The following is a 26,443-nucleotide window of genomic DNA, read 5'->3' as shown; positions in this document are numbered from 1 at the left end:
ACTAACATTTAATCATCGTCTATTCTTAGAACTTCCCCTTAACTTCATTTTGTCTCTCATAGTTTTTTACAATATACCCTGTTAAATTCCTATTAAAGTATAATTCAATAGATAATAACGGATAGGTTAATTAAAGATGTAAAAAATAAAAAAGCCCGCTAAATAAGCGGACTTAGTGTGGAACTAATAAATACTATCTTTTTTACCTTACAGTGTAACCTCTCCCTAATAAGATTTTAAGGAAGTTTACGAGGGAACCTAAAGGTCTTTACACATATATAGGGAATACTTTAACTCTCTCGGAGCCTCAACCTGATAAAACCCTCTTTTCCTGTGAAATTTCAGAGTTTTCTGAAACTTTAAAGATTCTATATAGATTCTTTTATAACCTGTCTTTCTAGCAAAATCCTCTCTTATATCACATATCTTCTGTGCCAGTCCCATCCCTCTATACTTCACATCTACATTGAGCATCTTGGCTTCCAGCCTGTCTCCCTTTTTCATTAGAGCTCCGCAGGCAACTATCTTTTCCCCGTGGGAAACATATACTATATAAGCTTCCCTTAACCTTCCTAGGATAACATCCTCTCTTTTATTGGAGATGAGATGGTTTATCTCCTCTGGTGAATACTCCCCCCTGTTGCTGTCTATGTAGTTTTTCTGCATTAAAAAAGCAATTCCTCTGGCAACCTCTCTCTCATGGTCTGTGATGGTATAATCACTAAAGTTATCAAGAATATTATAGGAGAGGTTGCTGCTATGATTTTTAATAAAATCGTTAATTAAATGGTTGAAGGCCTTCTTCAGAGAGTTTGTTATAGACTGATAGTAGATTCCGCTATTTTCATTGCAGTAGACCTTCTTCACTCCAATGGAAAATAATCCCGTTTTCTTAAAAGTAGTGTTTATACGCCTTGCAAGCTCCCCCTCTTCCTGAAGCTCATGATTTTCCTCTGTTGTATTCTCAAGACAGTCTATCTCCACTCCCTTAAAAGCCTCTAAGAGATAGTCCCTCTCCCCTCTGAACTTCTCACCAAGAGAGTGGGTCCCTATATTAAAGAGAGGTAGTAAAGTATTGGATGTATTCCTTTTATAGTTATATGAGTGAATATCAAAGAAAAATACCCTGTCAAAAAGAAATTCCAGTTTTTCTACAAGAAAATGGATAACTTCATAAAATTCATCGTACTTCTTCAAGGCTTCCCTCTCTTCACAAGAGGAGAGCTCCCTTCTCCATATCTTTTTATTGATGCAATCCTCTCTTTCTTTATTGAGATCATACTCAAACCTGCTGTCCAAAGCGGATATTGTTATAGGGAGCTCCCAGATAAACTTATCGGTATAGGGCTCCTCCTCCTGCCACCTCTGAAAGGAGGAGAGGTTCACCTTATAGTCCAGCTTCTCCTGGAAATTACATCCAGAATGAAGAGAGGCACAGATAAGGGGCTGGTATGATTTTATTGAGATCTTAAAACCTCCCGACTTACTTATTCCCTCAAAGGGTTCCAATAGGTTAATTTTATTTAGAATTTCTTTAATTGTCAGCCTTTTCATAGAGCAACTCCTACCTCCTTATCTCCTTTACCTCTTACTGTTATAAATCATCCAGGCTAGATCGATAGATTAATCTGGCCTAATAAGGTGTAAATAGACAAATATTGATTTATTTCAACTTAAACTCTTATAAGTACTTTAGATACAGGTTAGCAAGGAATTATATTTATTTTCATTGTAAAAGTCAACTGTCTTTTCTGTGATCTTCATACAGTTCAAGAAAACTCTATGAATCTATAAATATATAAAAAAGAGATGGTATACATATATATAAAATAGATTTATTTTTTTTAGTAAATATAATATAATTCTCTAGCCATATTTTTGTTTGTTTCTTTTCAAGGGTTTAACATCGCAAACAGAACATAAAGAAGCATATAAAAATCAATAAAAAGAAATTTCCATACTGTGAAAACTATAGGATCGTAAAACCCATTTTAGGAAAACTTTCTGCAAAAGGATATGATTATTTTCCTGCTATAACATAAAGAGGAAGAAACTATATTTTTTTAATTCAGCCCTTACTGCAAAAGGAGGAAGCTATGCTTTTAATTATAGACAATCAAAGCAGCTTTATTAAAAAATTTAAAAGAGATTTTTTATCTGAACAGAATTTTGATTATATCTTTTTTGACCACAATCAACCCCTTAATCTGTCTGCTAAGGCAGAAATAAAGGGGATTATCCTCTCTGGAGGAAAGGGAAGTCCCTATGAGCCCCTGAACCTCACAACAAATTTTGTGGCGCTGGCAAACTTTGATGTACCCATCCTTGGACTTTGTCTGGGGCACGAGATAATTGCAGCTGCCAATATGGGCAGGATAAAAAGGTTGGAGGAGCCCCAGAGAAGAAAGGAAAAGATATCTATAATAGAACCAGAGGATCCCATCTTCAGAGATCTGAATAAATCCGAGGTATACTTCGCAAGAAGGCACAGCTACTATGTGGCTGAACTCCCTAGAAACTTTATTCGGCTGGGAGAATCCAGTATCTGTGAAAACGAGATAATAAAACACATGGAAAAACCAATCTATGGTTTTCAATCACACCCAGAGGTCTCAGGGAAGGACGGACTACTGATAATGAAGAACTTTCTAAGAATCTGCGGGTTTGATCTATAAAATATTGGAGGAAGAGATGAGAGTAGCAATAATATATAACAAGGATTTTAGCAATGTAATCAATGTCTTTGGGATGCAGAACAAGGAAGTATACAACCCCCTTGTGGTAAAACGTGTGGCCGATGCCCTTGAAAAGGGAGGGCACAATGTAGAGATCATCGATGGTGATATGAATGTCATAGACAATATAAAGGAGTTCTTTCCCAAGACACAGGACGGAGAAAAATTCGGAATAGTATTTAATATGGCCTATGGTATACAGGGAGAGAGTAGATATACCCATATACCAGCCATGCTTGAGATGCTGGGAATCCCCTATGTAGGGTCCTCCCCTGCAGGGCATGCTATAGCCCTGGATAAAATTATTACAAAAATTATCCTGCAGAAAAACTCAATTCCCACACCTGATTTCTGGGTATTTTCCTCTTCAGATGAGGATATGACCGATGTAGATTTTCCAGTAATTGTAAAACCCAAGATGGAAAGCGTATCATTTGGATTAAAGGTTGTTTATAACATAGATGAGCTAAAAGAAGCTGTGGACTTTATCGTAGGTGAATTTAAACAGCAGGCTCTTGTGGAAAAGTTTATTAGAGGTAGGGAGTTTGCTGTGGGACTTATAGGAAACTCTCCAGTGGAAGTTCTTCCTGTTCTCGAAATAGATCTTGAAGGAGACCCAGATGCTATTCAGACAGTAGATGACAAAAAGTTTAAACCAAAAGCTAAGATATGCCCAGCCCCTATAGATGAGGAGCTGGCCAAGAGAATGCAGGACCTAAGTATCAAGGTCTTTAAAACTCTGGGATTAAGGGATTTCTCTAGAGTAGATATAAGACTGGATGAAAACAACAACATCTATATCCTTGAGGTTAACTCCATGGCCAGTCTGGGAGCTGCTGGTTCCTATGTTACAGCTGCTAAAGCTGCAGGCTTTGATTTTGACGCCCTTGTAAATAAGATGCTGGATGTGGCTTCCTTTAGATACTTTGCCAAGGAAAATATAGGACTGAACCTGAAGAGCAATAGTAAAAAAGTTCCTCTTCCAACAAGGGTCAGAAGTTTTCTCAGAAGTAGGATGGATCAGACGGAAAAACTCCTTGAAGAGGTAATAGACATAAATACCTACTATAAGAATATAGAAGGAGTCAATAGGCTGGGAAGCACCATAAAGAAAAGGTTTAGCAGTATGGGATTTAGTTATGAGAGCTTCCCTCAGAGTGAAGTAGGTAATGTCTTATTCTTCTCCAACAGCGACGATGGTGAATACGATTACCTTCTGGTAGGAAACCTGGACAACAATGTAAAGCTGAAAAACCAAAAATACTTTCAGAGATCCGAGCATAAGATTTACGGAACTGGTGTCTGGGAGCACAAGGGCGGAATCGTAATGATGCTGCAGTCCCTCCAAGCCCTTAGATATTTAAGAGTTTTGAAAAAGCTAAAGATAGGTGTCCTGCTAACAACCGACGATACCCTTCAGGGAAGTTTCTCTAAAAATATCATCAAGGAGAAATCAAGAAGAGCCAAGTATGTATTTGGACTCCACGGGGGATTCCCTGATGGGGGTATGGTTACCAGCAGATCAGGAGCAGCTGTATACTCCTGTCATATGAACCTGAGAGAAAACAAAAACTCTGAAGATGTATCCAAGGCTGTTTCCGTCTTTTCCAAGCTGGTTGCAGACTGGAGCAACCTCTCCAATGAGAAGGAGGGGATCATTATCTCTCCAAGGGAACTTAAACTCTGCTCCAACATAACCGAGCCCTTTGCCCATGGAGATCTAGAGTTAAGTGTAAGGTTTAATGACGATGAACTCTTTAAAAAATATGATAAAAAGATCAGAAGTATGATTCCAGCAAGCAAGTACAAGAAAACCATCGATTTCCACTTAGAGGGAGGGCTAAAGAGACCAGCCCTAACTGCTACTGAGAAATCAGATGAAATAATGAGAATCATCAAGGGAATTGCTGATAACTTTGATATTAGAGTAAACAGCGAGCACCGTTGGAGTTCTGCTGATATCTCCAATGTTGATAGGGAGAAATATGTAGTCGATGGTTTCGGACCGGCAGGTAAAAAGGAACATGGAGGAAATGAATATATCCTGAAGCATAATCTTTTAGAGAAATCTCTTCTCCTCTCTACACTGCTAATAGAACTAAGTGAGATATAGTAAATTCAAGGAAGTGACTTAGCAATTCACTTCCTTTCTTTTTTTCTTAATTTCCTCACTGCTTTAGAGTTTTTCTTATTCTTTGAAATAAAAAAGACCGCTAAAAAAGCGGACTAATATAGTAGATATCTAAAACTTACCCTAAAAGCAGGTGGATGGGAAGAGAAGCTCCAGGAATGAGCGCAACCCTCCCCTGCCTTTGCATAAATCAGATTAATTTTTATTTTTTTAATAGTATGACCTTCCTGAGAACCCAACAAATACTTCTTAAAACTAAAAAATTGGGAAATAAAAAAGGAGAACCTGTAGACTGCTCATACTATCCTCCAAAAAAGTTTTGGTAGCTGGCTGCCATATCCAAACAGGACTTAGACCCTTAAGCTTTGCGTCACAGAGTTTCCCCTGCTTTGCCTTTTTCAGAATATTATTTTTATCTTTTAAATCTATCTCTGTTCATTTAAAATATCACTTTTAAAAAGTTAAACAACGTTTCTTTTTAAAAGTTGAAACTTAAAAACTTTCTTGATTTCATTATCCTTAAGTTGCAGAACAATAAAATCAACAGGTTTAATATACAGGATTTCTATCTTTATTTCAACAATTAATTTATCTGCCGAAAACATCGTTTTAAAGTTTTTTTAAACAATGTTTCATTTTAGAATTTAGTCATTTTTTTTAGTGACTTTTATGCGTAAAACTTTAATTTTTTATATTAATTCCAATTATTAAATTTACCTAAAATTTTCTTCATGATTTAAAGAAGGAGTATCTAAGTTAAAAAATTATCTCAAAGATAAAAAAGAGCAGGATGCCCCTAGGGCACCCTACCTTACCTACAATACCTCTATAAGAAGTTTTATAGTCTCTACTACTCCATCCCTGTGAGTCCTTTCATAGTGATGACTTGCATCTACACTGGGTCCTATACATGAAAAGTTTACATCAAATCCCTGGGTTGCAGCAATAGAGGCATCGGAGCCATATCTATTGTGAACATCTAGTGTATAGTTTATCCCCTTTTCCAGACATATATTCACCAACTTGCTTCTCAGGTTAAAGTCATAGGGAGTTCTGCTGTCCTTAGCTACAATATTAACTCTTCGCTCATCTCCAGCAGCATCCTCAGCCACAAGCCCTACATCCAGGGCTATAAAGTCCTCTACCTCAGGGGGAATATAGGAGATCCCGTGACCTATCTCCTCATAGTTGGAGATATAGAAATAAACCTTCCTTTCCGGCTTCAGGTTATTATCTCTCAGATATTTTATATATGCAAAGAGTTGAGCTACACACACCTTATCATCGATATACCTGGATTTGATAAAGCCATTTTCAGTGAAGATAGTTCTTGTATGAAAAGTTACAAAATCTCCCACTGCAATTCCCAGAGCAGTTGTCTCCTCTTTGGTTGAGGTAAACTCATCTATCCTTACCTCCATATTCTCTTGACTCCTGAGAAGGTTTGTTACCTCCTCTCCATAGGTGTGCCTGGAGGCCTTTGAAGGTAGCAGACTTCCTGTATACCTTCTTCCATCCTGGGTGTGGATAACCAGGTTTTCTCCCTCTACACAGTTCCAGGAAAATCCTCCTATATTTGTGAGGACAGGTCTTCCATTGCTCTTAATGGATTTTACCATGGCTCCAAGGGTATCTATATGAGCTGAGATAAGGGTAGCCCCCTCACTACTCCTCCCCTCTATCTCCCCGATAACAGCCCCCTTTTTTGTAGTTATATACTTCACTCCAAACCTTTCAAACTCCTGGATACACCTGAGTATCCCCATTTGGGTATAACCTCCAGGGGTCGGAATATCCATGAGCTCCTGGGTAAAATCCTTTATGTAGTTCCAGTCTATTGTATTCAATCTTCTCCCTCCCAATTCCCTTTAATTTAATCTATTTTCATCACAAGCTTCAAACTCCTTTAGACTTTACCTATAGATACCTTGAAAAAGGAGACAGCTTAGAAGCCCTCTCCTTCCCTTAAAATCCTACTTTAATGGTTCCAGCTTAGCAGTAAAGTGTCTCAGCACAGGGGGTTCCCAGGTTATCCTGTACCCCTTTATCTCCGATGCCCTCTTCTTGATATTTTCAAGGGCAAGAGCTACTATATCAAAGTGGGACTGAGTATATACCCTTCTTGGGATAGCCAGTCTGGTAAACTCCATCTCCGACTTCAGCTGCTCACCGGTTTCAGGGTCATTACCCATCATATATGAACCTATATCACAACACCTGATCCCTGCCTCTATATATAACTCACATGCTAGGGTGTGTCCAGGAAACTCGGTGTACGGAATATGTGGCAGAAACTCCTTAGCATCTAGGAAGACTGCATGGCCCCCCACTGGATACTGGAAGGGTATTCCCTTCTTGGCAAGAAGTCCCCCGAGATATTCCACCTGACCTATCCTGTACCTGAGATAGTCTGGTTCAGTTCCCTCATACAGCCCTATAGCAAGAGCTTCCAGATCCCTTCCAGCCAGACCTCCATAGGTCACAAACCCCTCATAGGGAATAGTCAGCCCCCTGACCTTCTCGTAGAGCTCCTGGTCATCTCTTACTCCTATAAGCCCCCCCATATTCACTATGGCATCCTTCTTGGCACTCATTGTAAATGCCTCTGCATAACTAAACATCTCTCTGGTTATCTCGATGATGGATTTATCTGCGTACCCCTCCTCCCTCATCTTTATAAAGTGAGCATTTTCTGCATATCTGGCAGCATCTATAATCACTGGGATCCCATACTTTCTCGCAATTCTGCTGGTTCCCCTCATATTTGCCATGGATACAGGCTGACCACCGGCACTGTTATTGGTTATAGTCATTATTATGAGTCCTACACCTTCTGCCCCTGCCTCCTCTATATACCTCTCAAGTTTTACAGTATCCATATTCCCCTTAAAGGGTGAAAAGTTTCTGGTATCCTTAGCCTCTGAAACTACAAGATCTACAGGCTTGGCTCCTAATAGATCCACATGCCCCCTTGTTGTGTCAAAGTGCATATTTGAGATACACTTCTTTCCTTGAGTTAGTAGCGTAGGAAATAGAACCTGCTCTGCTGCCCTTCCCTGGTGAACAGGCTGAACATACTTATAGTTAAATATATCCCTCACTGCAGCCTCTACCCTCTTAAAACCTCTGGCTCCTGCATAGGATTCATCTCCCCTCATCATCCCAGCCCACTGGGCATCACTGAGAGCTCCGGTCCCACTGTCTGTAAGAAGATCTATATAAACATCATCTGAATCGATCCCAAAGAGGTTATAATTTGCTTCCCTTAGTTTTTCGCTCCTCTCCTCCCTAGTGGTCATCCTTATAGGTTCCACCGTCTTGATCTTAAATGGTTCAGCCACATAATTTGTCATGAATTCCTCCTCTGTCCTCTTAATCTTATCCCTGGTAAAATTCTACCCCTAAAGTGAATGTCTTTATATTGACTTTAAATAGTTTTGGTAATAATCTTAATGAAAACAGCCCGTTTACAAGATAGCAAATGAAATTTTTTAACTAGACTTTATTTATTAAAGGAGATTAGGGACATTGAATTTTAATTTAGGACTGGTAGGACATCCAGATATAAATCTAAGAATCAAGGAGATCGTAGAGGAACACTTTAAGAGTCTGACCCTTCATCTTGTAGGTGTGACAGGAGAAGAGGACCTGGAAGAGGGATTAAAGAGAGTTCAGAGGATTAGCAGAGTATGCCACGGAATCCTCTACACTGCAAGAGATATCCACTATATCTTCAACAATAAGTTAGATCACTCCATTCCAAACATTTATGTTGAAGGTTCTAAAGGGAGTATCTATAGAGCTCTCCTCCAGGGAAGCTATCACATGGAGGCAGATATCAAGAAGGTGAGTATAGACTCCCTCACCCATAGGGAAGTGGTGGAGGTTTACGAGGACCTTGGGATAGATTCTAAGAGGGAGTGCAGTATAAAGATCATAAACCCTTCCTATATCCAGAGGGGCTTTATAGAGGAGGTAATCTCCCATCATCTGAAAAACTATAGATATGATAACTCCCTGTGCATAACCCAGATAAGCGCTGTGAGAGATGCCCTGAAGAAGAAGGGAATAGAGGCAATACTAATGGAACCTCAGAGGGAGCAAATTATAGAGGGAGTAAATAATTTAATATCCAGGGGAACCCTTGGAGGGGAAAGGGATTCAGATCAGGTAGCTATAACGATAAATATCAGCAATTTAAAGGAAAACCTCATCATCAACAGCAGCCACCATAGTGTAGTTCTTGAATACAATAGAATTATGGAGGAGGTCTTTTGGTTTGCTGAACGGGTGGAGGGAGCCTACTCCTCCAATGGAAGTAAATCCTACACTATATTCTGCAACAGGGAGGCCTTTGAACATGAAACCCGACACTTTTCAAGGTTAAGCATACTGGACTCCATTGCAGAAAATCAGGTGGTCTATACCAGTATAGGGGTAGGTTACGGCAGAAACTTCAAGGAGGCTATTAAACACTCTGTAATTGCCAGCATCAGGGCGGGAAAGGAGAGGAGAAACAGCGCCTATGTGGCATATGAAACTGAAAAGCTTGCAGGTCCTCTCCTCCCATCAAATGACGTAAGTGACTATAGCAGTGTCATTTTTGATTCCAGACTGGAGCATATAGCTTCCTCCTCCTCCATCAATATAGATACCATATACAGAATCAGCTCTGCTCTAAAGGAGTGCAACAACTACACCTCCTCTGAGGTAGCCCAGATTATAGGTGTCACACGAAGATCAGCCAACAGGCTCATTGAAAAACTTGAGAAAGGGGGATTTGTAGAGTGTATCTGTAAAAAATCCAATGGAAGCAGGGGAAGACCCAGCAGAATAGTGAGGTTTTTATTCTAAACCTCCTATAGAATTACAGTTGTAATGTTTTATAGGGCCAAACAATGAAACCCTCTTAAAAATTCATACAATATATAAAATATATTATACCTCTGTAAAATTTAGGTTTAATATGTAATAAGTTTATAAAATAAATAACTTCGAAAAAGGCAAAGCAGAGGAAACTCTGTGGCGCAAAACTATAGGGTCTAAGTTCTCAGGAATATGACAGCCAGCTGCCGAAACTTTTTTGGAGGGATGTTATGTCGAAATTGATATGGCCTCTTTTTTTATTTACTTCTTTTTTGCTTTTCGGTGAAAATGGAGGAGATATTAACTTAACTCAAGAGGAAATAAAATGGATTAAAGTGGCTAAAGAAAAGGAGGTTTTAATCTACCTGGATACCGATCTGGGAATATTGAACTACCATACTGAAAATGGAAGTAACGGAATCTATCCTGATATAATCAAGACCTTAGAGGAGGTTACCCGCCTAAATTTTAAGGTTGTTAAACAGGAAAAGAAAGATTTCCATGAAGCTGTAGACTCTGGGATCCCCCACATAGTTATGGGCGTAGAGGACTATAAGAGAAATAGGGGGAAGTATTACTACTTAAAGGATCCCATCAATTTAAGTGGTGTTCTTATTACAAGGGAGGATTATCCCCTTACCGATTACAGTACCGATCTTTCCGGTAAAACAATAGTCTATGTTGAGGGAGACCAGATTGTAAATGAGGTAATAAAGAGGTATGGAAGCAGAGTAATACTCATATCAAAACCCAGCACCCAGGAGGCTGTAGAGAGCCTTCTTAGTGGTGAGGCAGATATATATGCTGATGACCTTCAGGATGGCTTAAAGTATATGGTGGAAAATCCTGACCCTGAGATAAAGATCAACTATTCCTCCCCCTCATTAAAGACAAGGTACTACATTGGAGGTCTGAACTACTACAAACCTTTAGTAGATATTATAGGAAGGATTGTAGATACCTTTGATTTTAACAGAAGAACTGTCTATGAGGAGGTCTTGGAGTATACCAGGGATAAGCTTCATATATCCAGGGAGATAGAGGATTACCTGAAAAAAAACAGTACCTTAAGGGTATTCATTCCCCAAAATATTGATGTATACCCCCTCTTCTATAAAGATATTCTTGGAAAACAGGAGGGTTTCATCGTAAATTATTTTTATGAGATAGAGCGTATCCTGGGAGTTAATATAGTGTTCCAGGAGGCCGATTCCCCAGAAGGTCTTCAAATAAACCCATCTATCATGGCTATAAATGGGGAAGATATTAATGGGGAAGGCTTCCTTACAACAGATCCCTACGACGAGTTCCAGTTTCTTATTTTCAATAGGGAGGATGAAAAGTATATTCCTCATCTAGAAGATCTGAGAAAGTACAGGATAGCCGTTCAGAAGAATTCCATGGCAGATCTCTTCCTTAACCACATGGGATTTGAAGAAAATCTAATAGCCTTTCACTCCCAAAAGGAAGTTATTAAGGCGGTGGCTACAGGGGAGGCAGATGCTCTTATAGGAGGGATTCAAAACACTCACTACCTTTTAAAGAGGTATAATATTAAAAATATAAAGTTAGCTGGGGTTATCAATGACAAGATAAGTATGAAATTTGGAGTACCCAGAGAAGATGAAACTCTCTACTTTGTCATAAACTCATTGTCAAGGGACTTCTCCTCTGGTATAGAGAAAAGAAAGAAGGAGTTTTTGGAGAGAAATATCGAGATAACTAAGGATTTTAAAGCCTCTATCTTCATAACTTTAGTTTCAGCCCTTGGATTTTTAGGAGTCTTTATTCACTTAAAACGATTTAAAAGGATCTACTCAAAACTGACAAATATTACCCTGGGCTTGGTGGGAACCCTGGAAAGTGCAAACTCATATAACGACGAGGACACGGGAGATCACGTAAAAAGAATAGGTGAGTATTCCCACCTCATAGCAGATGAATTGAAACTGCCCAGGGAGTTTGTAAGGGAAGTGGGGCTCTATGCCTCCCTCCATGACATAGGTAAGATAGGTATCCCCGATTCCATACTAAAAAAACCGGGGAAACTCACCAGAGAGGAGTTCACGGAGATGAAGAAGCATACTGAGATAGGTTTCAACCTCATAAAGGATTTAGAGGTTAGTCCTATAGCCATGAATATTATAAGACACCACCACGAAAAGTGGGATGGTAGTGGCTATGGAATGGGGCTGAGCGGAGAGGATATCCCTCTTGAGGCTAGGATTGTAGCCCTTGCAGATGTCTATGATGCCCTGTGTCAGAAAAGAATCTACAAGGACCCCTTCAGCCATGAGTAAGCCTTCAAGATAATTACTTCAGAGAGCGGAAAGCACTTTGATCCTAAAATAGTTGAGATCTTTATTAAAAAACACCATAAGTTTAAAGAGATATTCAAAAAACACTCTTAATAGGAGAAGCCGGAAATTAATTCCGGCTTCTTTAATATCCACTATTAAGTATCTCAACTTCCTATTATTTAACTACTCTTTGAGTACAGTTCCTCATATAGGCGAGAAATCTCCAATAACTTTGGAAGATTAAACCTGCACTCTCCTTCTAGGGCACAATCTTCACACTCCCTTCCCTCTTCAAAACACCTGTTCAGGACCTCCAGCTTATCGCTACACTCCCTATCAATCTCATCGTGTAAAATCTTAATCTCTTTTATCAAACTTTTTCTTTCCATACCACTCACCTCTATGGACATAAATCGCTACAAAAGTAGAACAACTATATTCTTATGACGACCTTTTCCCTCAAATGGTTATTAAATAAAAATAATTTCATCTGATTTTTATTTCCTCTAAACTTAAGTATCTATTATTAAAAAATGGAACTCTCAAGGAGTTCCAGAATTTTTGGGGAGACACCCACAAGTGGGTGTCTGAGAATTATGAAAAAGTTGTTAATACTCCAAGGGACACTTAGATCTTTGGGAGAATTATGTGCCCTCAAAGCTGTAACAGAAAAGTTCATCTCTTTTCTATGGGACTATGATACCCCTTTTTTCCTAAAAAATTAACGCCAAATGTCACTCTAAAAGAAGGTTTAAGGGGGGGTTAACACCAGCTTAAGAGAGATTGCTAAACAATTCCCAGAAGTAGTTTTTCCTCTTTATTCAAAGTAGTAGAAGAGAAAAAGCGCCTAGACATAGAATCGGTTTCAAAAAATAAAAAAAGAGCTTCTGATCTCTCTAAGAAGCATCTTATCAACGGTTTACACAAATATTTCATTTGTCTCCTTCAAACGTTAATGCTACCAACAGCACCCCAACTACTAATACTACTTCCATTCCTCCTCCTTCTTTTAGGGCGGTTATAAACTTGTTTCCCGAGCAGTAGTATATATCAAAGTCGAGGAAAATTCAAGAGGATTTTTTAATTTTTTTTCATTTCTTTAAACAAGTAACTTTCCCAGCTTTTATAGGGGTTCCAAAATCCCTGTAAACTCTGATTAAACAAACTTTAAAGACAATTTTTATTACGAAATAATCCCTTTCTTACCCCCTTAAAACTTTCTCCTTTGTGTGAAGATCCATGACAAAAAAGAGAATATTTTAACAATGGATTAGAACTATTCTATCCCATAGAAACTCCCCTTGATTTAAAGGATATGAAGTGTTTAATATGTATATCTTAATATTACTTTTTATCTTAATTGAAGGAGGAGAGAGATGGCGTATAGAATAAACGAGGGTGAGTGTATATCATGTGGTGCCTGTCAGCCAGTATGTCCGGTGGATTGTATATCAGAGATTGAACACGGAAAGAGAAGAATAGATGAGGGAGCCTGTATCGACTGCGGTGCCTGTTCAGCGGTATGTCCGGTGGAGTGTATCACTCCTGTTGAGTAGAGGCTGATTTACTGTGTTGAGAATCATTATATACTACTACAAAATATCTAGAGAGTCATTCTGCTCTCTAAATAAAAAAAGGAGCATTTAAGCTCCTTTTTTAACTTTTCCTTCTATCTATAAAGCTCCATCCCTTTTAAGCTCATCTATTAGCTTCTCAGCCATTCCCAGATACCTGTCCCAGGCTTCATTTCTTATTGTGAATCCTGTTGTTGCATAGTCACCAGAGTCCCCAGTAGCTGGCAGTCCCTCTATATCAAGAAGGTTCTGAGTCTCTATAACCTTATTATTCAAGGCATCTATCTGAACATTAAACCCTATACGAGAAGGCTCATCATAGGTTACACTTGCATACTTTGACTCTCCATAATACTTCCTAAACTTTCTAGGAGAAATCTCCTCTGGATTATCAGCAAATATCTCGTCGTAGTGACACCATGTTATTCTGCCATCCTCCAGGGTAATCTGAAGCCTTCCAGTTATTCCCCCTTCAAATTTTTCTGCAATACTGTAGTATTTTACCTGAGACTCCTCACTTAAAAGATCCTCTATCTCCTCTGCCAGAGGAATCATCGATTGCTTGATACTATTTGAGGCTCCCGCTACCATATCAAACTCTCCCGTTATTCTTTGCTCCGCCAACATCTGCTTTTCAACAAGGAGAACACTTTCTATCCATGCTGCTCCCTTTATATTGCCCATGGAAAAGTTATAATCTGAAAGACGCTTTGGAACATCCTGATAGTACCTGTTGTAGTAGTTAGGCCTGGTTCTCTCATTGAACTCAACAAATACAATTTCATCTCCATATTTTACAACTTCCATTGATCCCATATGTCCCTGACGAAATAACCTTTCAGCCCTGTAGTAGTCTCCCTTTATTATTCCCAGCTTAGGCTGAGCACTCCACTTCATCTCCACTTCATCCTTTACCACTGCGCTGCTGCTTACTGCCACTATAAATAATAGTATCAGTAAAAAATAACTTCTTTTCATTTCCCTTCTCCTTCTATCAAAAAATTAAAAACATCCGCTTCCCAAGTGAAGGAAACAGATGTACGAAATCAAAAAAAATAAAATCGAAACTATTTTTACCTTCACCCATAGTTGGTCATTTACGGCGACCTGTAGAGACACTTAACCATATCTTAAGTATATACGAGTGTTTATACCTTATAATATCATAGCTTTATCAAAATTGCCCCTTAAAAAATAATTAAACCTATTGAAACTTAGCCTTTACCTAAGCTGAGAGTTTCCCTAAAACTCTACTCAATACTTAAATTAACCGGTACAACCTCATTTAATATTTCCAAGGCTTTCATACTACTTATTCTTCCATTTTCAGTTATTACATAAACACTTCCCTCCTTTCGGACCTTCCCCTTGGAAGCCAGACTCCTCATAGTTCTTAATATATAGGCTCTGTCCTTGGCCAAGATCTCCGATATCTTTGCAACCTTTCCATTTTGATTCTTTACTATATCCAAAATCAGCGCCTCATTTAGAGTCAGCTCAATATCCTCTTCATTGAAGATGCCGCGACATTCACTCAACAGCTTACTGATATATATCATCTTTTCCATCCTTCATCCCCTTTTTTTAATTTCGAGTTATTTTTCAACATTTTATTATAAAGTCATTATTTAAAATGACTTTTTTTACTTTTAATTGATAATATACCTTTTTTTATAAGTAGTCAAGTGTATTTTTTAACCATCAATAATTTTTATGACTTTCTTTAGTATAGATACCCCTTCCATCAGGTTGTTTTCTTAAAACTTGAATATTAAAAGCTAAAGATGGGTCATTTTTTAATGTCCCTCCTACCTTTTCCAAAATCCTTTGAAATTTAGCAGCCGAAAAAAAAAGTAGAAAAAACCTCTACTCCTCTTCAACATAGACCTGCTGTAAAAGCATTGATATATCTACATTTGACAGAGATATAACTAATAACTTATAATTTTAGATGCAATAGTTTAAGTCAGCTTAAAATTATTTTCAGCTGATTTGGACAGCCCAGGGAGGAAAGAGGATGTATAATATCTTAGATACTATAAGAAACAGAAGAACTACAAGATCATTTACAGATGAGATTATAAAGGAAGAGGAGCTCATGACTTTATTGGAGGCAGGAAGGTATGCTCCAAGCGGACACAATGACCAGCCATGGTTTTTTACGGTAATTCAAAACTATGAGATGATAAAGGATCTTAATGAAAAATCCAAGAAAACCTTAAATCCAAATGATGAGTTTGTAAATGAGCTCTTAGCCAGATCCAACCACGACTTATTTTACGGAGCAAGAACAGTAATTATCGTTTCATATAATGATGAAGCTGTATCCCAGATTGAAGGTGTTTCAGCAGCGACACAGAATATATGCCTTCAGGCAGAGGCCATGGGAATAGGAACTTGCTGGAACGGCCTGGTGAAAAGGGCATTGGGAGAGGTCTATAGGGATGAACTAACTGAAAAATACAATATTCCAGAGGGACATACTCCATATTTTGCAATAGCTGTGGGGTATATAAAAAACAAGAATACCTCTAAAATAGAGAGAAAGGGTCATTATTTTGAGATAATAAAGTAAATCGAATCGTCATATAAAAAGAGGGAGTCCATTTAAGGATCCCTCTTTTCATATGTTTCAGGAGGAGGAAAGAGGACATCAATTACAGGCTCCTGAAGATAGAGCCCATCCCCAGATCTTTAAATAACCTTTAAAACGATGCCCTCTATAAACTTCTTCACATTGACTCTTCCCTTCTTAGCGTCCTCTCCATTGAGATTTCCCATGATTCTTCTTATCTCCCCTATATCAAAGAGGATATTTGAGTAGTTAGAAAAAACCGGGTCATAGAAGTTTTCTGCCCCTCTCTGACACATATTGTCAAAGGCCTTATACACTATCCTTCTGATCCTCTGATCAAAGCTCTTGAAGTTTATACTGACTCCGTCGGTGACCTCATAATTCTTAATGACCTCCTGGAATATATCCTTAAGCTGATAGGTTTCAGAGGAGTCTCTCCTCTTAAGGGATATTATGAAGGTAATGACTCTCTTAAGATCCCCTATCCCAAACTCAGAGACTATACCAAGATCGGAAAATATCTTCACCAGGTCATCCTCGGTGGTATCCTTATCACTTTGCTGGACAGAGGTATTCAAAAGGGTATTTCTTATGATCTCCATGGACCTGTCCACCTCTATACTCTTTATGAGGTTTTCCAGGACGCTTTTAACCTCTATCTCATTTATCGGCTTGTGGATAAAAAAGAGCACACCCTGCTTATAGGCTTCGCTTATCATATCCTGATCCTTAACCTGGGATATCATAACAAACTTTCCCCTGTAGCCCCTTCCTATACTCTCCTCCATGATCTCCACCCCATCCTTTTCTGGAAGAAGAAAATCTATCAGGACTATATCTGGGTTGCAGAGCTTTATTACCTCTGCTGCCCCCTCTCCCGAGGCCAGCTCCTCAACTACATCTCCCAGGGAATTTTTCTCGATAATAAAACGCAGCATCTTTCTTATGGATATATCGTCATCAATTATAACTATCCTCTTTCTCACATGTATCACCTCTAAATTTATTAAGTGGTAGCCTTACTTCAAACCTTGTTCCCTCTTCCCCGGTAGAGGATATTTCCAACTCTCCCCCGGCTTCATCTACAATATTCTTCACGTGGGAGAGGCCCATTCCCGTGGAGGACCTCCCCGTTTCTCCACTGAACTTAGTTGTAAACCCGGGAATAAAGATGAGGCTCAGAAAATCCTCGGGAACCCCTGGACCATTGTCCCACACACTGATATAGATATACTCCTCGTCGCTGTGCTGGCAGACCTCTACCTTGGATATAGGCCTAGAAGAGCTCTCAGCTATGGCCTCTATGGCATTTATAACAAGGTTGTTTATCACTATGAATATCTTATGGTAGTATCTCACCTTGAAGTCGTCGTTAAACTTTACCCTGAAGTGAATATCCAGATTTGTCTCCAGAAGGTAGCGCTTGGTGTTGCTCCTTATTATATCTCCTACCTTGGTAAGAGATATGACCTCATCGTGCTCAAACTTCCTGAAGAGGTTATCCAGCCCCAGTACAACCCTTGTATAGTCCTTCTTCAGCTCATGTATCTCCCTGGAGAGATCCAGAAAGTACCTTTTAGCTTCCTCTACTTCAGATACAGTCTTATATGATGTATAGGCCTTCTTCATGAGTCCCTCAACATTTGCAGATATCTTTTTCAGGTAGAAAGATTCCGCCTCCAGGTCTGAAGCCATAAGGTTAAGCTTTATATACTTCTCATTGTGCTCCTCCTGAACTATAAGGACCTCCTTCTTTTTATAGGCAAGAAAGATCATATATACTATGACTCCCCTTATAATTATAGCCACTATCATATAGTTGACCAGGGGCTGATGAAGGGTCCCCTTGACCATGAGCTCCAGGAAGTTGCAGATAAAGTCCATAACCAGCAGTATGACCATCCTTTTGCCGTGCTCATACCTCTTTACATCTATCAGTATACAGCTCAATAAAAATGCAAAGTAGTAAAAGATTGCCGGCAAAGCCAGCTGGAAGGCCTTCGCAATGGAGTTACCCAGTATCATACAGTTCACCCCAAGGATGTCTATGAAAAATATCCCTGTAAAGAGACCCATAATCTTCCAGAAGTTTATCCTTCTGTCAATAAGGATGAGAAGAAAGAGGGTAAATACAGCTCCTGAAAACTCCAGCTCCCTCTCAAAAAAATAATAGCGCAGATTTTTTGTGAGAAGGAGAAGTATAAAGTATGAAAAGTATTTGTTCAAAATATCACCTCGCACTTAAGTTAGAAAGGGGAGCTCTAACTAAGCAGCCCTCTCTCTAAATCAGGGATTCGCCCTTAATTTTTCATTAAACCCAATCAAAAAACTAATAAAAGTATACTATAAAACCAGATTTCATACAAAGAATTTTAAAAAAACACACTTAGAATGTATAAAGTGTAAAAATCATATAAACAACCCCTGTCCTTCGGGACAGGGGTGTTTTGAGGGAGTCTAAAATAGACTAGATATTAACACTTTCAACCTTCTTTTCTCTAAACTGCTCTGCGTGCTCCTCTGTCCATACCTCGGCCTTTTCTAAGCCCTCTATATTGGCAGATACGAATACAGGATCCACTCCCTGAGCCTTTTGTCTCTTATAATCAGCCAGTATATCTACTACGATATGTCCCAGCTTAGCTATGGCTATAAGGTTCATCAGAACCATAAGTCCCATGAAGAGGTCGGCCATATTCCATACAACTGATACAGCTGACTGGCATCCCCAGAAAACCATAAGTATTACAGCAACTCTGAATAGCTTCAGCCAGTGGTGGCTTCCCTCTAGAAATTCTATATTTGATTCTCCATAGTAGTAGTTCCCTATAATTGAGCTGAAGGCAAATAACATTATACATACTGCTATAAAGAGGTTAGCCCAAGATCCCACTTGTGAAGATAAAGCTGTCTGGGTCAGCTGAATTCCAGTAAGACCCTCTGTCTGATTAGCTCCTGAAACTAGTACCACAAGAGCAGTGGAGCTGCATATTAATATAGTGTCAACAAATACTCCCAGAGTCTGAAGGAGTCCCTGTTTTACCGGATGACTTACCTGGGAAGTGGCCGCGGCATTGGGAGCTGATCCCATACCAGCTTCATTGGAGAAGAGTCCCCTCTTAATCCCCATCATCATAGCGGCTCCGATACCTCCACCAGCTGCAGCTTTAAGTCCAAAGGCACCCTGGAAGATCATAAGGAAGATCCCCGGAATAAGGGTAAAGTTCTTAAGGATTACAAAGAGAGCAACCATTACATAGGCACTGGCCATTACAGGCACAAGAACCTCTGCAACCCTAGCTATTCTCTTGATACCTCCAAATATTACCATGGCTGTAAGAGCACTGAGACCAAAACCTACAGCCACTCTGTTTATCCCAAAGGCCTCCTCAAAGGCAAATGAAACTGTATTTGCCTGTACCGAATTAAATACAAGTCCAAAGGAGATTGTTATAAGCACAGAGAAGACCATTCCCATCTTCTTCTGACCGAGGGCTTTTTCCATATAATAAGCTGGTCCCCCACGATACCCGTTTTTATCCCTTACCTTAAATGCCTGAGCAAGGGTATTTTCAACAAAGCTGGAAGCTCCTCCTATGAGGGCGATAACCCACATCCAGAACACTGCTCCTGGTCCTCCAACGGAAACCGCTATGGCAACTCCTGCCAGGTTACCTGTCCCCACGTGGGAAGCTACACTGATACAGAATGCCTGGAATGCAGATACTCCCTCACCCTTCTTGGCTCCGCTGCCACCCAGGACCTTAAACATCTCCCCTATATAACGAAACTGAACAAAGTCTGTCTTGATGGTAAAGAGCAGCCCCACTCCTATTAAGACTGCAATAAGAACATATGACCATAATATTGTGTTTCCAGTATTGATTATGCTGTTGATTATTTCAAACATCTTTTCCTCCCCTTATTATCTGTTGTTTATTTCCTCTATTGTTTTCCTTTAGAATATACTCAGTGAAAGGATCTTTGAGAGATCCTCCAGGATAGCATAACCCCCTATGGAGTTCCCCTTGGGATCCAGAGCCGGACCATAAACCCCTATACCCATCCTTCCTGGTACAAGGGAGAGGATTCCTCCTCCGACTCCAGACTTGGCAGGAATTCCCACCCTTACTGCAAATTCTCCTGAACCATCATACATACCGCATGTAACCATGAGGCTCTTTACTATTCTTGTTGTATGCTCGGAGACAACTCTCTCACCAGAGCTGGTAACTCCGTTATTTGCAAGAAAGAGCCCTATCCTTGCCAAATCCTGAGCGGATACCCTTATGGAGCACTGTCTAAAGTAGACATCCAGAGCTTCCTCCACATCTCCCTCTATTACTCCATCGTTTTTCATAAAGTAAGCCATGGACCTATTACGGTTCCCAGTTTCCTTCTCCCCAAGATAGATCTCCTCATCATAATCCAGTGTAGGATTTTCCGATATCTTCCTTATGAAATCCAGGACCCTGTTGAACTTTTCCTCTGCTGAAGCTCCGCTGATCATGGAAGATACCGCTATGGCTCCTGCATTTATCATAGGATTAAAGGGCTTTCGCAGGTTAGATGTTTCCAGCTTCTGTATAGAGTTAAAAGCATCTCCTGTGGGCTCCATTCCTATCTTCGAGAAGACAAAATCCTCTCCATTGTCAAGGATGGCTAGCATTAGAACCAGGGGCTTGGATATACTCTGAATGGTAAATTTTTCCTCATAATCCCCTGCACAGTGGACCTCCCTGTTACTGTCGATAAGGCAGACACCAAAGCTCTCCCTATTGGCATTTTTCAGCCCTGGAATGTAGTCGGCTACCTCTCCCCCCTTGCACTTATGTTTATTTGCTAAGATCAAATCACAAAGGATATCTGAATCTATCATATAAATCTCCTCCAACTCTGTTAATTCTCCACCTACTATCCTCCCAACTATTCTGTCAGCGGGATAGTCCAAACCAATAAGATGATTGTTTTTTGAATTTCAAGGCTTTATTTTGAACATCTTGGTCGACCAAACCTCTTTGAGACTAATTATAGTACAGTAACTTTTCATAGGTCAAATCTGAAAAAGTATACCATATATATCGATTCAATATACCAAATATATTAAAATAGTCCCTGAAGAGGAGTTTATTTTTGACCCACAGTAGGTTACAGTAGGCCCTGGTAGCATCCTGTAACTTCATCCTCTACTTCTCCTTTTTCCATTAACACAATGTATTAACTCGATATAATTTTTATATGTTAAACCCCTCAAGGGTAAATAATCGCTATATCCTTTCTATCCCTTTATCTACAAGGATTAAGAAGGATATCTCCCCTCTAATTTTTTTATTGTTTTTTTATAGGTGCCTGGATATATTTGCCTCTCTATGATATAGCAGACTCTTCCATCTTCCTTTCACCTTGATGAAAATTTCGTATAAAAAAGAGATCCTGTCTAAACAGAATCTCCCTAAAAATTTTATACAAATCCCTTTTCCATCCACTTTCTACCCCTCCATCTGAGAAGCATAGCGAACCCTCTTATCCACTCATCTATACCATTGGCTATCCATATACCGATAAGGCCGTATCCCAGCTTTATCCCCAGGAACCATGAGAGAGGCACTGCTACTCCCAGCATAGAAGCCATTGCCATCACTGCAGGGAACTTTATATCCCCCGCTGCATGGAGGGAACTTATTATTACAATATTGAATGTTCTTCCCGACTCTATAAAGAGGAACCAGATAAATACCACATAGGCTATGGAGAGGATATTCTCATCTGTTGTAAAGATCCCCATTATCTGACTTTTACCCAGCACTACCATTACAGAAACCAGAGTGGCTGCCACAAAGGAGATAGCCGTACTCTTAAGACACTTGTGGTAAACCCTCTCCTTCTCTCCTGCTCCTACCATCCTCCCCACCTGAATAGCTGTTCCGTGTCCCAGAGCTATGGAGAAGGTCATGATAAATGAAGCTATGAGGGTAAGGTAGGTTCTCGCCGTTATGGTGTCCTCCCCCATGGTGTTCACAAAGGAAAGGATTATCATTTGTGCCACCGACCAACACAGGTGCTCTCCCGCTGTGGGGATCCCTATGGTAAGGATATTCTTAAGTATCTTCACCGGAAACCTTACTATCCTTTTTACATCAAATTTAAAGTTGCAATACCTACACATGACCCTGTAAGCCACTATACACCCAATGGCTCTGGAGGTTACTGTGGAAAGTCCCACTCCCGTTACCCCAAGGATGGGTGCTCCCAGCCATCCGAAGATAAACATTCCGTTCCCAATGATATTCAGGGTATTTACTCCAAGGTTGATATAGAGGACCTCCTTGGTGTTCCCGTGGGCTTTCATAGCTGCTCCGCAGGTGAGGGTCAGAGCTTGGAATACACAGAGTCCCCCAACAAGTTTAAAGTAGTTTCTTCCTATATCAGCCAGCTGCATTGGAAGGTTTATCTCCTTAAAGATGAAGCTGGTTCCCGCTACATAGATTCCCCCTATAATCAAAGCTATTATAAGGTTCATCACAAGGGATACCCCTATTACGTCCTTTATCTCCCTCTTCTTCCTAGCCCCTATATACTGTGAGGTAAGGATAGTCGTCCCCAGACATATAAAGCTGAATATTACATTCTGCATAAGGAGAACCTGGCTGATTCCTCCCACTGCTCCCACTGCCTGGTCGCTGTACTTTCCAAGCATGATTATGTCGATATTTCCCACTATAGTTACCAGCAGCAGCTCAAAAAATATCGGTACTGTCAGAGCCAGCAAGCTCTTATCGTTGTTGTCCTTCATAATTGTTATTTACTCCCTAGATTGTTATTTTTACATCTAGATATTTTATCTTAAAGGAGAAAAAAAAGCTATCTTATTTTAAAGATATTCCTTAAAACTTTAGGTCATGTGGAAATACAACACACAGTTAAATAATAAAGCCTATCCTATAATGGACACCTCAGCCATACCTTTCCCTGAGGATTGTCACCTATATAACTTAGTAGGGATCCTCAGCCCCTCCCAGAGGAGATTTAAATTTATATTGATAATATCAACGCCTGTTAATTTCATAGTTGATAAAATTACTCTGTAATTAAAGGAATTAAATTTACAGATGAAATTAACTATCTTCCTGTACAGCAAAATTTATGAATAACCTTCCTTGAGTATAGAGTTAAACTCTCCAATGTATTCAATTAAAGGCTACTCCTGATTACACCCTTAAAAATTTTAATACCGAGGTGAAACTATGTCCATCGATAAAGTATGTATAATCCTATCACTATTAATATTTTCCAATATTTTCTCTCTTAAACTCTCTAAGAAGTTTAACATTCCAACTCTAATTATATATCTGGGAGTGGGAATGCTTGCAGGGTCTGAAGGGATTGGTGGGATTGAATTTGATAACGCCGCCCTTGCACAGTTTTTGGGAAATATTGCCCTTTCCTTAATCCTGTTTTCAGGTGCCTATAATACAGATATAAGGGATATCTCTCCTGTAAAAAAAGAGGGGCTGGCTCTGGCCTTTGTGGGGGTTCTTTTAAACACCCTGCTGGTAGCCCTTCCAGTCTACTTCTTTACCCCCTTTAACTTTACAGGCTCTCTTCTCTTTGGAGCTATTGTATCCTCTACAGATGCTTCAGCTGTGATGTCCATCCTTTCCTTTGGAAAGCTAGACATCAAAAAGAAGGTGGGAGGAATATTAAAGCTGGAGTCGGGAACCAATGATCCCATGGCCAATGTCATTATTATCATCCTTTTAAGTATTATAAGGGCCGGTAAGTTTGACCTGATAAATGGCCTCTTATTTTTAGCAGGTCAGATAGTAATAGGTATCGTAATGGGTATTATAATGGCCAAGATCGCCATAATGATCATCCAAAAGTATGAGATAAGGCTTCAGGAGCTCCATCAGATAATCATCTTTGGATTTATTCTACTGACCTATGGAGCTACAAACCTTCTCAGTGGGAATGGTTTTATGGCTATATTTCTTCTGGGGATTACTCTTGGGGATTCCCCCCTCATCTTCAGAAGAAATATGAAGCGTTTCTTTGGTTCCATTTCATGGATGGTTGAGGTGGGAATGTTTGTTATGCTGGGTCTTCTTGTATTTCCCAGCAGGCTTCTGGAGATATGGAAGGTAGGAGTAGGGGTAGCTATAATCCTCATCTTCCTGGCCAGGCCTCACAGCGTTTTTATCACCCTCTTTAAAAGTAACCTTAAAAGGGAGGAGAAGCTGTTTATCTCCTGGGGAGGACTCAAGGGAGCTGTTCCCATAGTCTTTGCCACATTTCCTCTGGTAGAGGGTGTGGAAAATGCAGAACTCATCTTTAACCTGGTTTTCTTCGTGGTAGTCCTCTCAGTTATCCTACAGGGAATGTCCCTTCCCTTTGCTTCAAGGTATCTGGGGCTCAGAGATACATCTCCTCGTTACTTTGAAAGGGGGGATCTGGAAAACTTTGAATATTTTGAGGAAACCCTTACAAAGGTCAAGGTACAGCCCAAGGGAGTTGTTGTAGGAAAGCAGATAAAGGAGATAAACCTCCCAAAGGATATCCTTTTGATCCTCATAGACAGGGGAGGAAAAAAGATCCTTCCCAAGGGAGACACCATAATAAACCAAGGGGATGAACTATATGTCCTGGCTGAAAATCCTCAAATAGTGGAGGATTATATCTTAGATGCTGTAAAGCAAATGGAGGCAGGGGGTCAGAATGAGCTCTCTTCCATAAAAAAGATGAAGGCTTGCTGCGAATAATCTATTTGAGAGGGGAACTATCTATTATACCCTCTTCAATCAGCTGGGAGATTCCCCACTGGAAAGGTTAATAGCTATTGGAATTACCCTTATAATAAGAACTATTATCTCCTGCCTCATCTTTTATCTGGGAAAAAGGTTAATTGAACACCTCCTTAACCTCTTTGACAGGATACACAACAAATTCAAAATTGATTCCGGTATCTATCATTTTTCAAAATCCTGGCTCAAGGTAGTTCTCTATTTTATCCTGGTTATGTTAATCTGTTCTACCTTTGGGTGTCCCAGGGTTCCATCGTGGTCATCCTAGGAGCTACTAGAGTGGGAATAGGTTTTGCCTTAAAGGATGGTCTGTCAACTTTGCAGGGAGAATAGTTATCCTTCTCTTCAGGCCCTACTCCAAGGGAAACTTTATAGAGGTAATGATAAGATGGGATCGGTACATGAGATAAATATGTTCTCCACCGAGCTAAATACCATAGACAGCAAGAGAGTTATCATCCCCAATAATATAATAACCTCCACTGAAGTGACCAACTTCCACAGCTGGATCTCCATCTCCATAAGGTGGATTCATAATTGAGGCCTTAAAGATATAAGGTTTTACACAGAAAAAAGGAAGAGCTCTCAGATGAGAAGTTCCTCCTTTTTTTACCTTATCTATGAGTCTCTAGATATCATACTTCTTCCCTATAGATATCCTGTTTACCCCATCTATAAACCTCTTCAATAAAAGTATCGTCCCCCTGCCGGTACAGTGTCCCAGATAGTACCCTCTCACCCTGCTCCTCTTAAGGAATAAGATAAACTTCATAGTGGCAATGGGATTAAGGGACAGGCTTCTTGTATGAAGACCCCCGGTTATTGAGTTGATCTCCCTATCCTTAAACTGTTTCTCCACAAACTCCACCAGCCTCTCCAACCCAAAGTGGCAGCACCCTACAACTATGTTTAATTTATCATCCTCTACAACAACCAGGGAGATCTCATGGGTGAAATCATCTGGTTTATCGTTTCTATAGTAGAGGGAAGAAGCTTCACCACCAGGAGAAACTAGATACATATTTTCCTCCAACCTATAGATCCCAGCTACCTCTACTTTCCTCACTCCCTCTAACCTCTTCAGCTCCTCCTTTGTAAGTCCTATCTCTTTCTTAAAAAGCAACTTAAAGGAAAAGCTGTTTAATGCCCCTCCCTCCAGGATAACCCTCTGGGGGTCTATCCCTAATTCCAATAGATATAGGAGACCACCCATATGGTCCCTGTGGCCGTGGGAGATAATGAAATAATCAATCTCAGATATATCTATATGAAGTTTTTTCATATTTTCAAGAAACTTCTCCGATTTACCGGTATCAAAGATTATCTTCCTATTTTCCGTTTCTATATAGAGGCTCAGTCCCCTCTCTGAATGGTAGTTATTAACTCTGCTATTTTCTATCAATGGAATGATCTTCATAGCTTCCTCCAACTTATCCTAGATTATTTCTATAGATCTAACCT

Annotated in this window: 20 protein-coding genes and 3 riboswitches; of the genes, 8 read left to right on the top strand and 12 right to left on the bottom strand. The window is 39.8% G+C overall.

Going from position 1 to position 26,443, the window contains the following annotated elements; genetic code table 11:
- Positions 1–258 precede the first annotated feature (258 nt).
- Complete coding sequence (locus tag QMG11_RS00470; RefSeq protein WP_281832295.1) at positions 259–1,554, bottom strand: GNAT family N-acetyltransferase; 1,296 nt, start codon at positions 1,552–1,554, stop codon at positions 259–261.
- A gap of 542 nt (positions 1,555–2,096) precedes the next feature.
- On the opposite strand from QMG11_RS00470, the gene QMG11_RS00465 reads away from it, so the two are divergent.
- Both QMG11_RS00465 and QMG11_RS00460 read left to right on the top strand, forming a co-directional pair.
- Positions 2,097–2,675 carry a glutamine amidotransferase-related protein gene (locus QMG11_RS00465; protein ID WP_281832293.1) on the top strand — a complete coding sequence of 193 codons (579 nt, stop codon included), beginning with the start codon at positions 2,097–2,099 and terminating at the stop codon, positions 2,673–2,675.
- A gap of 16 nt (positions 2,676–2,691) precedes the next feature.
- Entirely contained in the window at positions 2,692–4,848 is a 2,157-nt protein-coding gene (locus QMG11_RS00460; protein ID WP_281832291.1) for a M20/M25/M40 family metallo-hydrolase, read from the top strand.
- A 336-nt stretch (positions 4,849–5,184) separates the two neighbouring features.
- Positions 5,185–5,270, bottom strand: a riboswitch (cyclic di-GMP riboswitch).
- Between the two features lie 411 nt (positions 5,271–5,681).
- Here the strand turns inward: QMG11_RS00460 and QMG11_RS00455 are convergent.
- Both QMG11_RS00455 and QMG11_RS00450 read right to left on the bottom strand, forming a co-directional pair.
- Positions 5,682–6,665 (bottom strand): M42 family metallopeptidase, encoded by a 984-nt coding sequence (locus QMG11_RS00455; RefSeq protein WP_281832963.1) that lies wholly within the window; start codon positions 6,663–6,665, stop codon positions 5,682–5,684.
- A gap of 174 nt (positions 6,666–6,839) precedes the next feature.
- The gene (locus QMG11_RS00450; protein WP_281832289.1) at positions 6,840–8,219 is read right to left on the bottom strand and encodes a tryptophanase; all 1,380 of its coding nucleotides are present in this window, start codon (positions 8,217–8,219) and stop codon (positions 6,840–6,842) included.
- Between the two features lie 175 nt (positions 8,220–8,394).
- Here QMG11_RS00450 and QMG11_RS00445 point away from each other — a divergent pair, with 175 nt between their 5' ends.
- Positions 8,395–9,720: a winged helix-turn-helix transcriptional regulator gene (locus tag QMG11_RS00445; RefSeq protein ID WP_281832287.1), complete on the top strand. Its 1,326-nt coding sequence runs from the start codon at positions 8,395–8,397 to the stop codon at positions 9,718–9,720.
- Positions 9,721–9,858: 138 nt separating this feature from the next.
- Positions 9,859–9,943, top strand: a riboswitch (cyclic di-GMP riboswitch).
- A gap of 124 nt (positions 9,944–10,067) precedes the next feature.
- Positions 10,068–12,032, top strand: coding sequence for an HD domain-containing phosphohydrolase (locus tag QMG11_RS00440; RefSeq protein WP_281832285.1), 1,965 nt, complete (start codon positions 10,068–10,070; stop codon positions 12,030–12,032).
- A 179-nt stretch (positions 12,033–12,211) separates the two neighbouring features.
- Here the strand turns inward: QMG11_RS00440 and QMG11_RS00435 are convergent, their stop codons facing one another.
- A complete protein-coding gene (locus QMG11_RS00435) occupies positions 12,212–12,421 on the bottom strand; it encodes a hypothetical protein (RefSeq protein ID WP_281832282.1) in 210 nt (69 codons plus the stop codon).
- Positions 12,422–13,408: 987 nt separating this feature from the next.
- Between QMG11_RS00435 and fdxA the strand changes: the two genes are divergently transcribed.
- Positions 13,409–13,588: a 4Fe-4S ferredoxin gene (gene fdxA / locus QMG11_RS00430; RefSeq protein WP_281832279.1), complete on the top strand. Its 180-nt coding sequence runs from the start codon at positions 13,409–13,411 to the stop codon at positions 13,586–13,588.
- A 117-nt stretch (positions 13,589–13,705) separates the two neighbouring features.
- Here fdxA and QMG11_RS00425 read toward each other — a convergent pair whose 3' ends face one another.
- The gene (locus QMG11_RS00425; protein WP_281832277.1) at positions 13,706–14,584 is read right to left on the bottom strand and encodes an FMN-binding protein; all 879 of its coding nucleotides are present in this window, start codon (positions 14,582–14,584) and stop codon (positions 13,706–13,708) included.
- Between the two features lie 88 nt (positions 14,585–14,672).
- Positions 14,673–14,770, bottom strand: a riboswitch (purine riboswitch).
- 86 nt (positions 14,771–14,856) lie between these two features.
- Positions 14,857–15,174, bottom strand: a complete 318-nt coding sequence (locus tag QMG11_RS00420; protein WP_281832274.1) for a hypothetical protein — start codon at positions 15,172–15,174, stop codon at positions 14,857–14,859.
- A gap of 449 nt (positions 15,175–15,623) precedes the next feature.
- On the opposite strand from QMG11_RS00420, the gene QMG11_RS00415 reads away from it, so the two are divergent.
- Complete coding sequence (locus QMG11_RS00415) at positions 15,624–16,181, top strand: nitroreductase family protein (protein ID WP_281832271.1); 558 nt, start codon at positions 15,624–15,626, stop codon at positions 16,179–16,181.
- Positions 16,182–16,300: 119 nt separating this feature from the next.
- Here the strand turns inward: QMG11_RS00415 and QMG11_RS00410 are convergent, their stop codons facing one another.
- The 5 genes from QMG11_RS00410 to QMG11_RS00390 all read right to left on the bottom strand — a co-directional run bounded on the left by QMG11_RS00410 (position 16,301) and on the right by QMG11_RS00390 (position 22,974).
- Complete coding sequence (locus QMG11_RS00410; RefSeq protein ID WP_281832269.1) at positions 16,301–17,167, bottom strand: DNA-binding domain-containing protein; 867 nt, start codon at positions 17,165–17,167, stop codon at positions 16,301–16,303.
- Entirely contained in the window at positions 17,142–18,407 is a 1,266-nt protein-coding gene (locus QMG11_RS00405) for a sensor histidine kinase (RefSeq protein WP_281832267.1), read from the bottom strand. Before QMG11_RS00405 ends, QMG11_RS00410 begins: the two co-directional genes overlap by 26 nt.
- A gap of 241 nt (positions 18,408–18,648) precedes the next feature.
- The gene (locus QMG11_RS00400) at positions 18,649–20,091 is read right to left on the bottom strand and encodes an alanine/glycine:cation symporter family protein (protein WP_281832265.1); all 1,443 of its coding nucleotides are present in this window, start codon (positions 20,089–20,091) and stop codon (positions 18,649–18,651) included.
- A 48-nt stretch (positions 20,092–20,139) separates the two neighbouring features.
- Positions 20,140–21,060, bottom strand: coding sequence for a glutaminase A (glsA, locus tag QMG11_RS00395; RefSeq protein WP_281832263.1), 921 nt, complete (start codon positions 21,058–21,060; stop codon positions 20,140–20,142).
- Positions 21,061–21,642: 582 nt separating this feature from the next.
- Complete coding sequence (locus tag QMG11_RS00390) at positions 21,643–22,974, bottom strand: MATE family efflux transporter (RefSeq protein ID WP_281832261.1); 1,332 nt, start codon at positions 22,972–22,974, stop codon at positions 21,643–21,645.
- 451 nt (positions 22,975–23,425) lie between these two features.
- Between QMG11_RS00390 and QMG11_RS00385 the strand changes: the two genes are divergently transcribed.
- Both QMG11_RS00385 and QMG11_RS00380 read left to right on the top strand, forming a co-directional pair.
- Positions 23,426–24,940, top strand: coding sequence for a potassium/proton antiporter (locus tag QMG11_RS00385; RefSeq protein ID WP_281832259.1), 1,515 nt, complete (start codon positions 23,426–23,428; stop codon positions 24,938–24,940).
- Positions 24,941–25,370: 430 nt separating this feature from the next.
- Positions 25,371–25,523, top strand: a complete 153-nt coding sequence (locus QMG11_RS00380) for a mechanosensitive ion channel domain-containing protein (RefSeq protein ID WP_281832257.1) — start codon at positions 25,371–25,373, stop codon at positions 25,521–25,523.
- Between the two features lie 87 nt (positions 25,524–25,610).
- Here the strand turns inward: QMG11_RS00380 and QMG11_RS00375 are convergent, their stop codons facing one another.
- On the bottom strand, positions 25,611–26,399 hold the full coding sequence (locus QMG11_RS00375; protein WP_281832255.1) for an MBL fold metallo-hydrolase: 789 nt from the start codon (positions 26,397–26,399) through the stop codon (positions 25,611–25,613).
- Positions 26,400–26,443: the final 44 nt, after the last annotated feature.

The organism is Propionigenium maris DSM 9537, assembly GCF_027925155.1.
In the GTDB taxonomy this organism is placed as follows: Bacteria; Fusobacteriota; Fusobacteriia; order Fusobacteriales; family Fusobacteriaceae; genus Propionigenium; species Propionigenium maris.
The sequence above is the reverse complement of the archived record's forward strand: the minus strand, read 5'-3'. Positions and strand labels throughout refer to the sequence as shown.

Coding starts and splice junctions, on each gene's coding strand:
- QMG11_RS00420 (WP_281832274.1), bottom strand. CDS start 15,174: ATGGAAAAGATGATATATATCAGTAAGCTGTTGAGTGAATGTCGCGGC.
- QMG11_RS00470 (WP_281832295.1), bottom strand. CDS start 1,554: ATGAAAAGGCTGACAATTAAAGAAATTCTAAATAAAATTAACCTATTG.
- QMG11_RS00450 (WP_281832289.1), bottom strand. CDS start 8,219: ATGACAAATTATGTGGCTGAACCATTTAAGATCAAGACGGTGGAACCT.
- QMG11_RS00385 (WP_281832259.1), top strand. CDS start 23,426: ATGTCCATCGATAAAGTATGTATAATCCTATCACTATTAATATTTTCC.
- QMG11_RS00465 (WP_281832293.1), top strand. CDS start 2,097: ATGCTTTTAATTATAGACAATCAAAGCAGCTTTATTAAAAAATTTAAA.
- QMG11_RS00375 (WP_281832255.1), bottom strand. CDS start 26,399: ATGAAGATCATTCCATTGATAGAAAATAGCAGAGTTAATAACTACCAT.
- QMG11_RS00425 (WP_281832277.1), bottom strand. CDS start 14,584: ATGAAAAGAAGTTATTTTTTACTGATACTATTATTTATAGTGGCAGTA.
- QMG11_RS00455 (WP_281832963.1), bottom strand. CDS start 6,665: ATGGATATTCCGACCCCTGGAGGTTATACCCAAATGGGGATACTCAGG.
- QMG11_RS00380 (WP_281832257.1), top strand. CDS start 25,371: ATGGGATCGGTACATGAGATAAATATGTTCTCCACCGAGCTAAATACC.
- glsA (WP_281832263.1), bottom strand. CDS start 21,060: ATGATAGATTCAGATATCCTTTGTGATTTGATCTTAGCAAATAAACAT.
- QMG11_RS00435 (WP_281832282.1), bottom strand. CDS start 12,421: ATGGAAAGAAAAAGTTTGATAAAAGAGATTAAGATTTTACACGATGAG.
- QMG11_RS00415 (WP_281832271.1), top strand. CDS start 15,624: ATGTATAATATCTTAGATACTATAAGAAACAGAAGAACTACAAGATCA.
- QMG11_RS00460 (WP_281832291.1), top strand. CDS start 2,692: ATGAGAGTAGCAATAATATATAACAAGGATTTTAGCAATGTAATCAAT.
- QMG11_RS00390 (WP_281832261.1), bottom strand. CDS start 22,974: ATGAAGGACAACAACGATAAGAGCTTGCTGGCTCTGACAGTACCGATA.
- fdxA (WP_281832279.1), top strand. CDS start 13,409: ATGGCGTATAGAATAAACGAGGGTGAGTGTATATCATGTGGTGCCTGT.
- QMG11_RS00400 (WP_281832265.1), bottom strand. CDS start 20,091: ATGTTTGAAATAATCAACAGCATAATCAATACTGGAAACACAATATTA.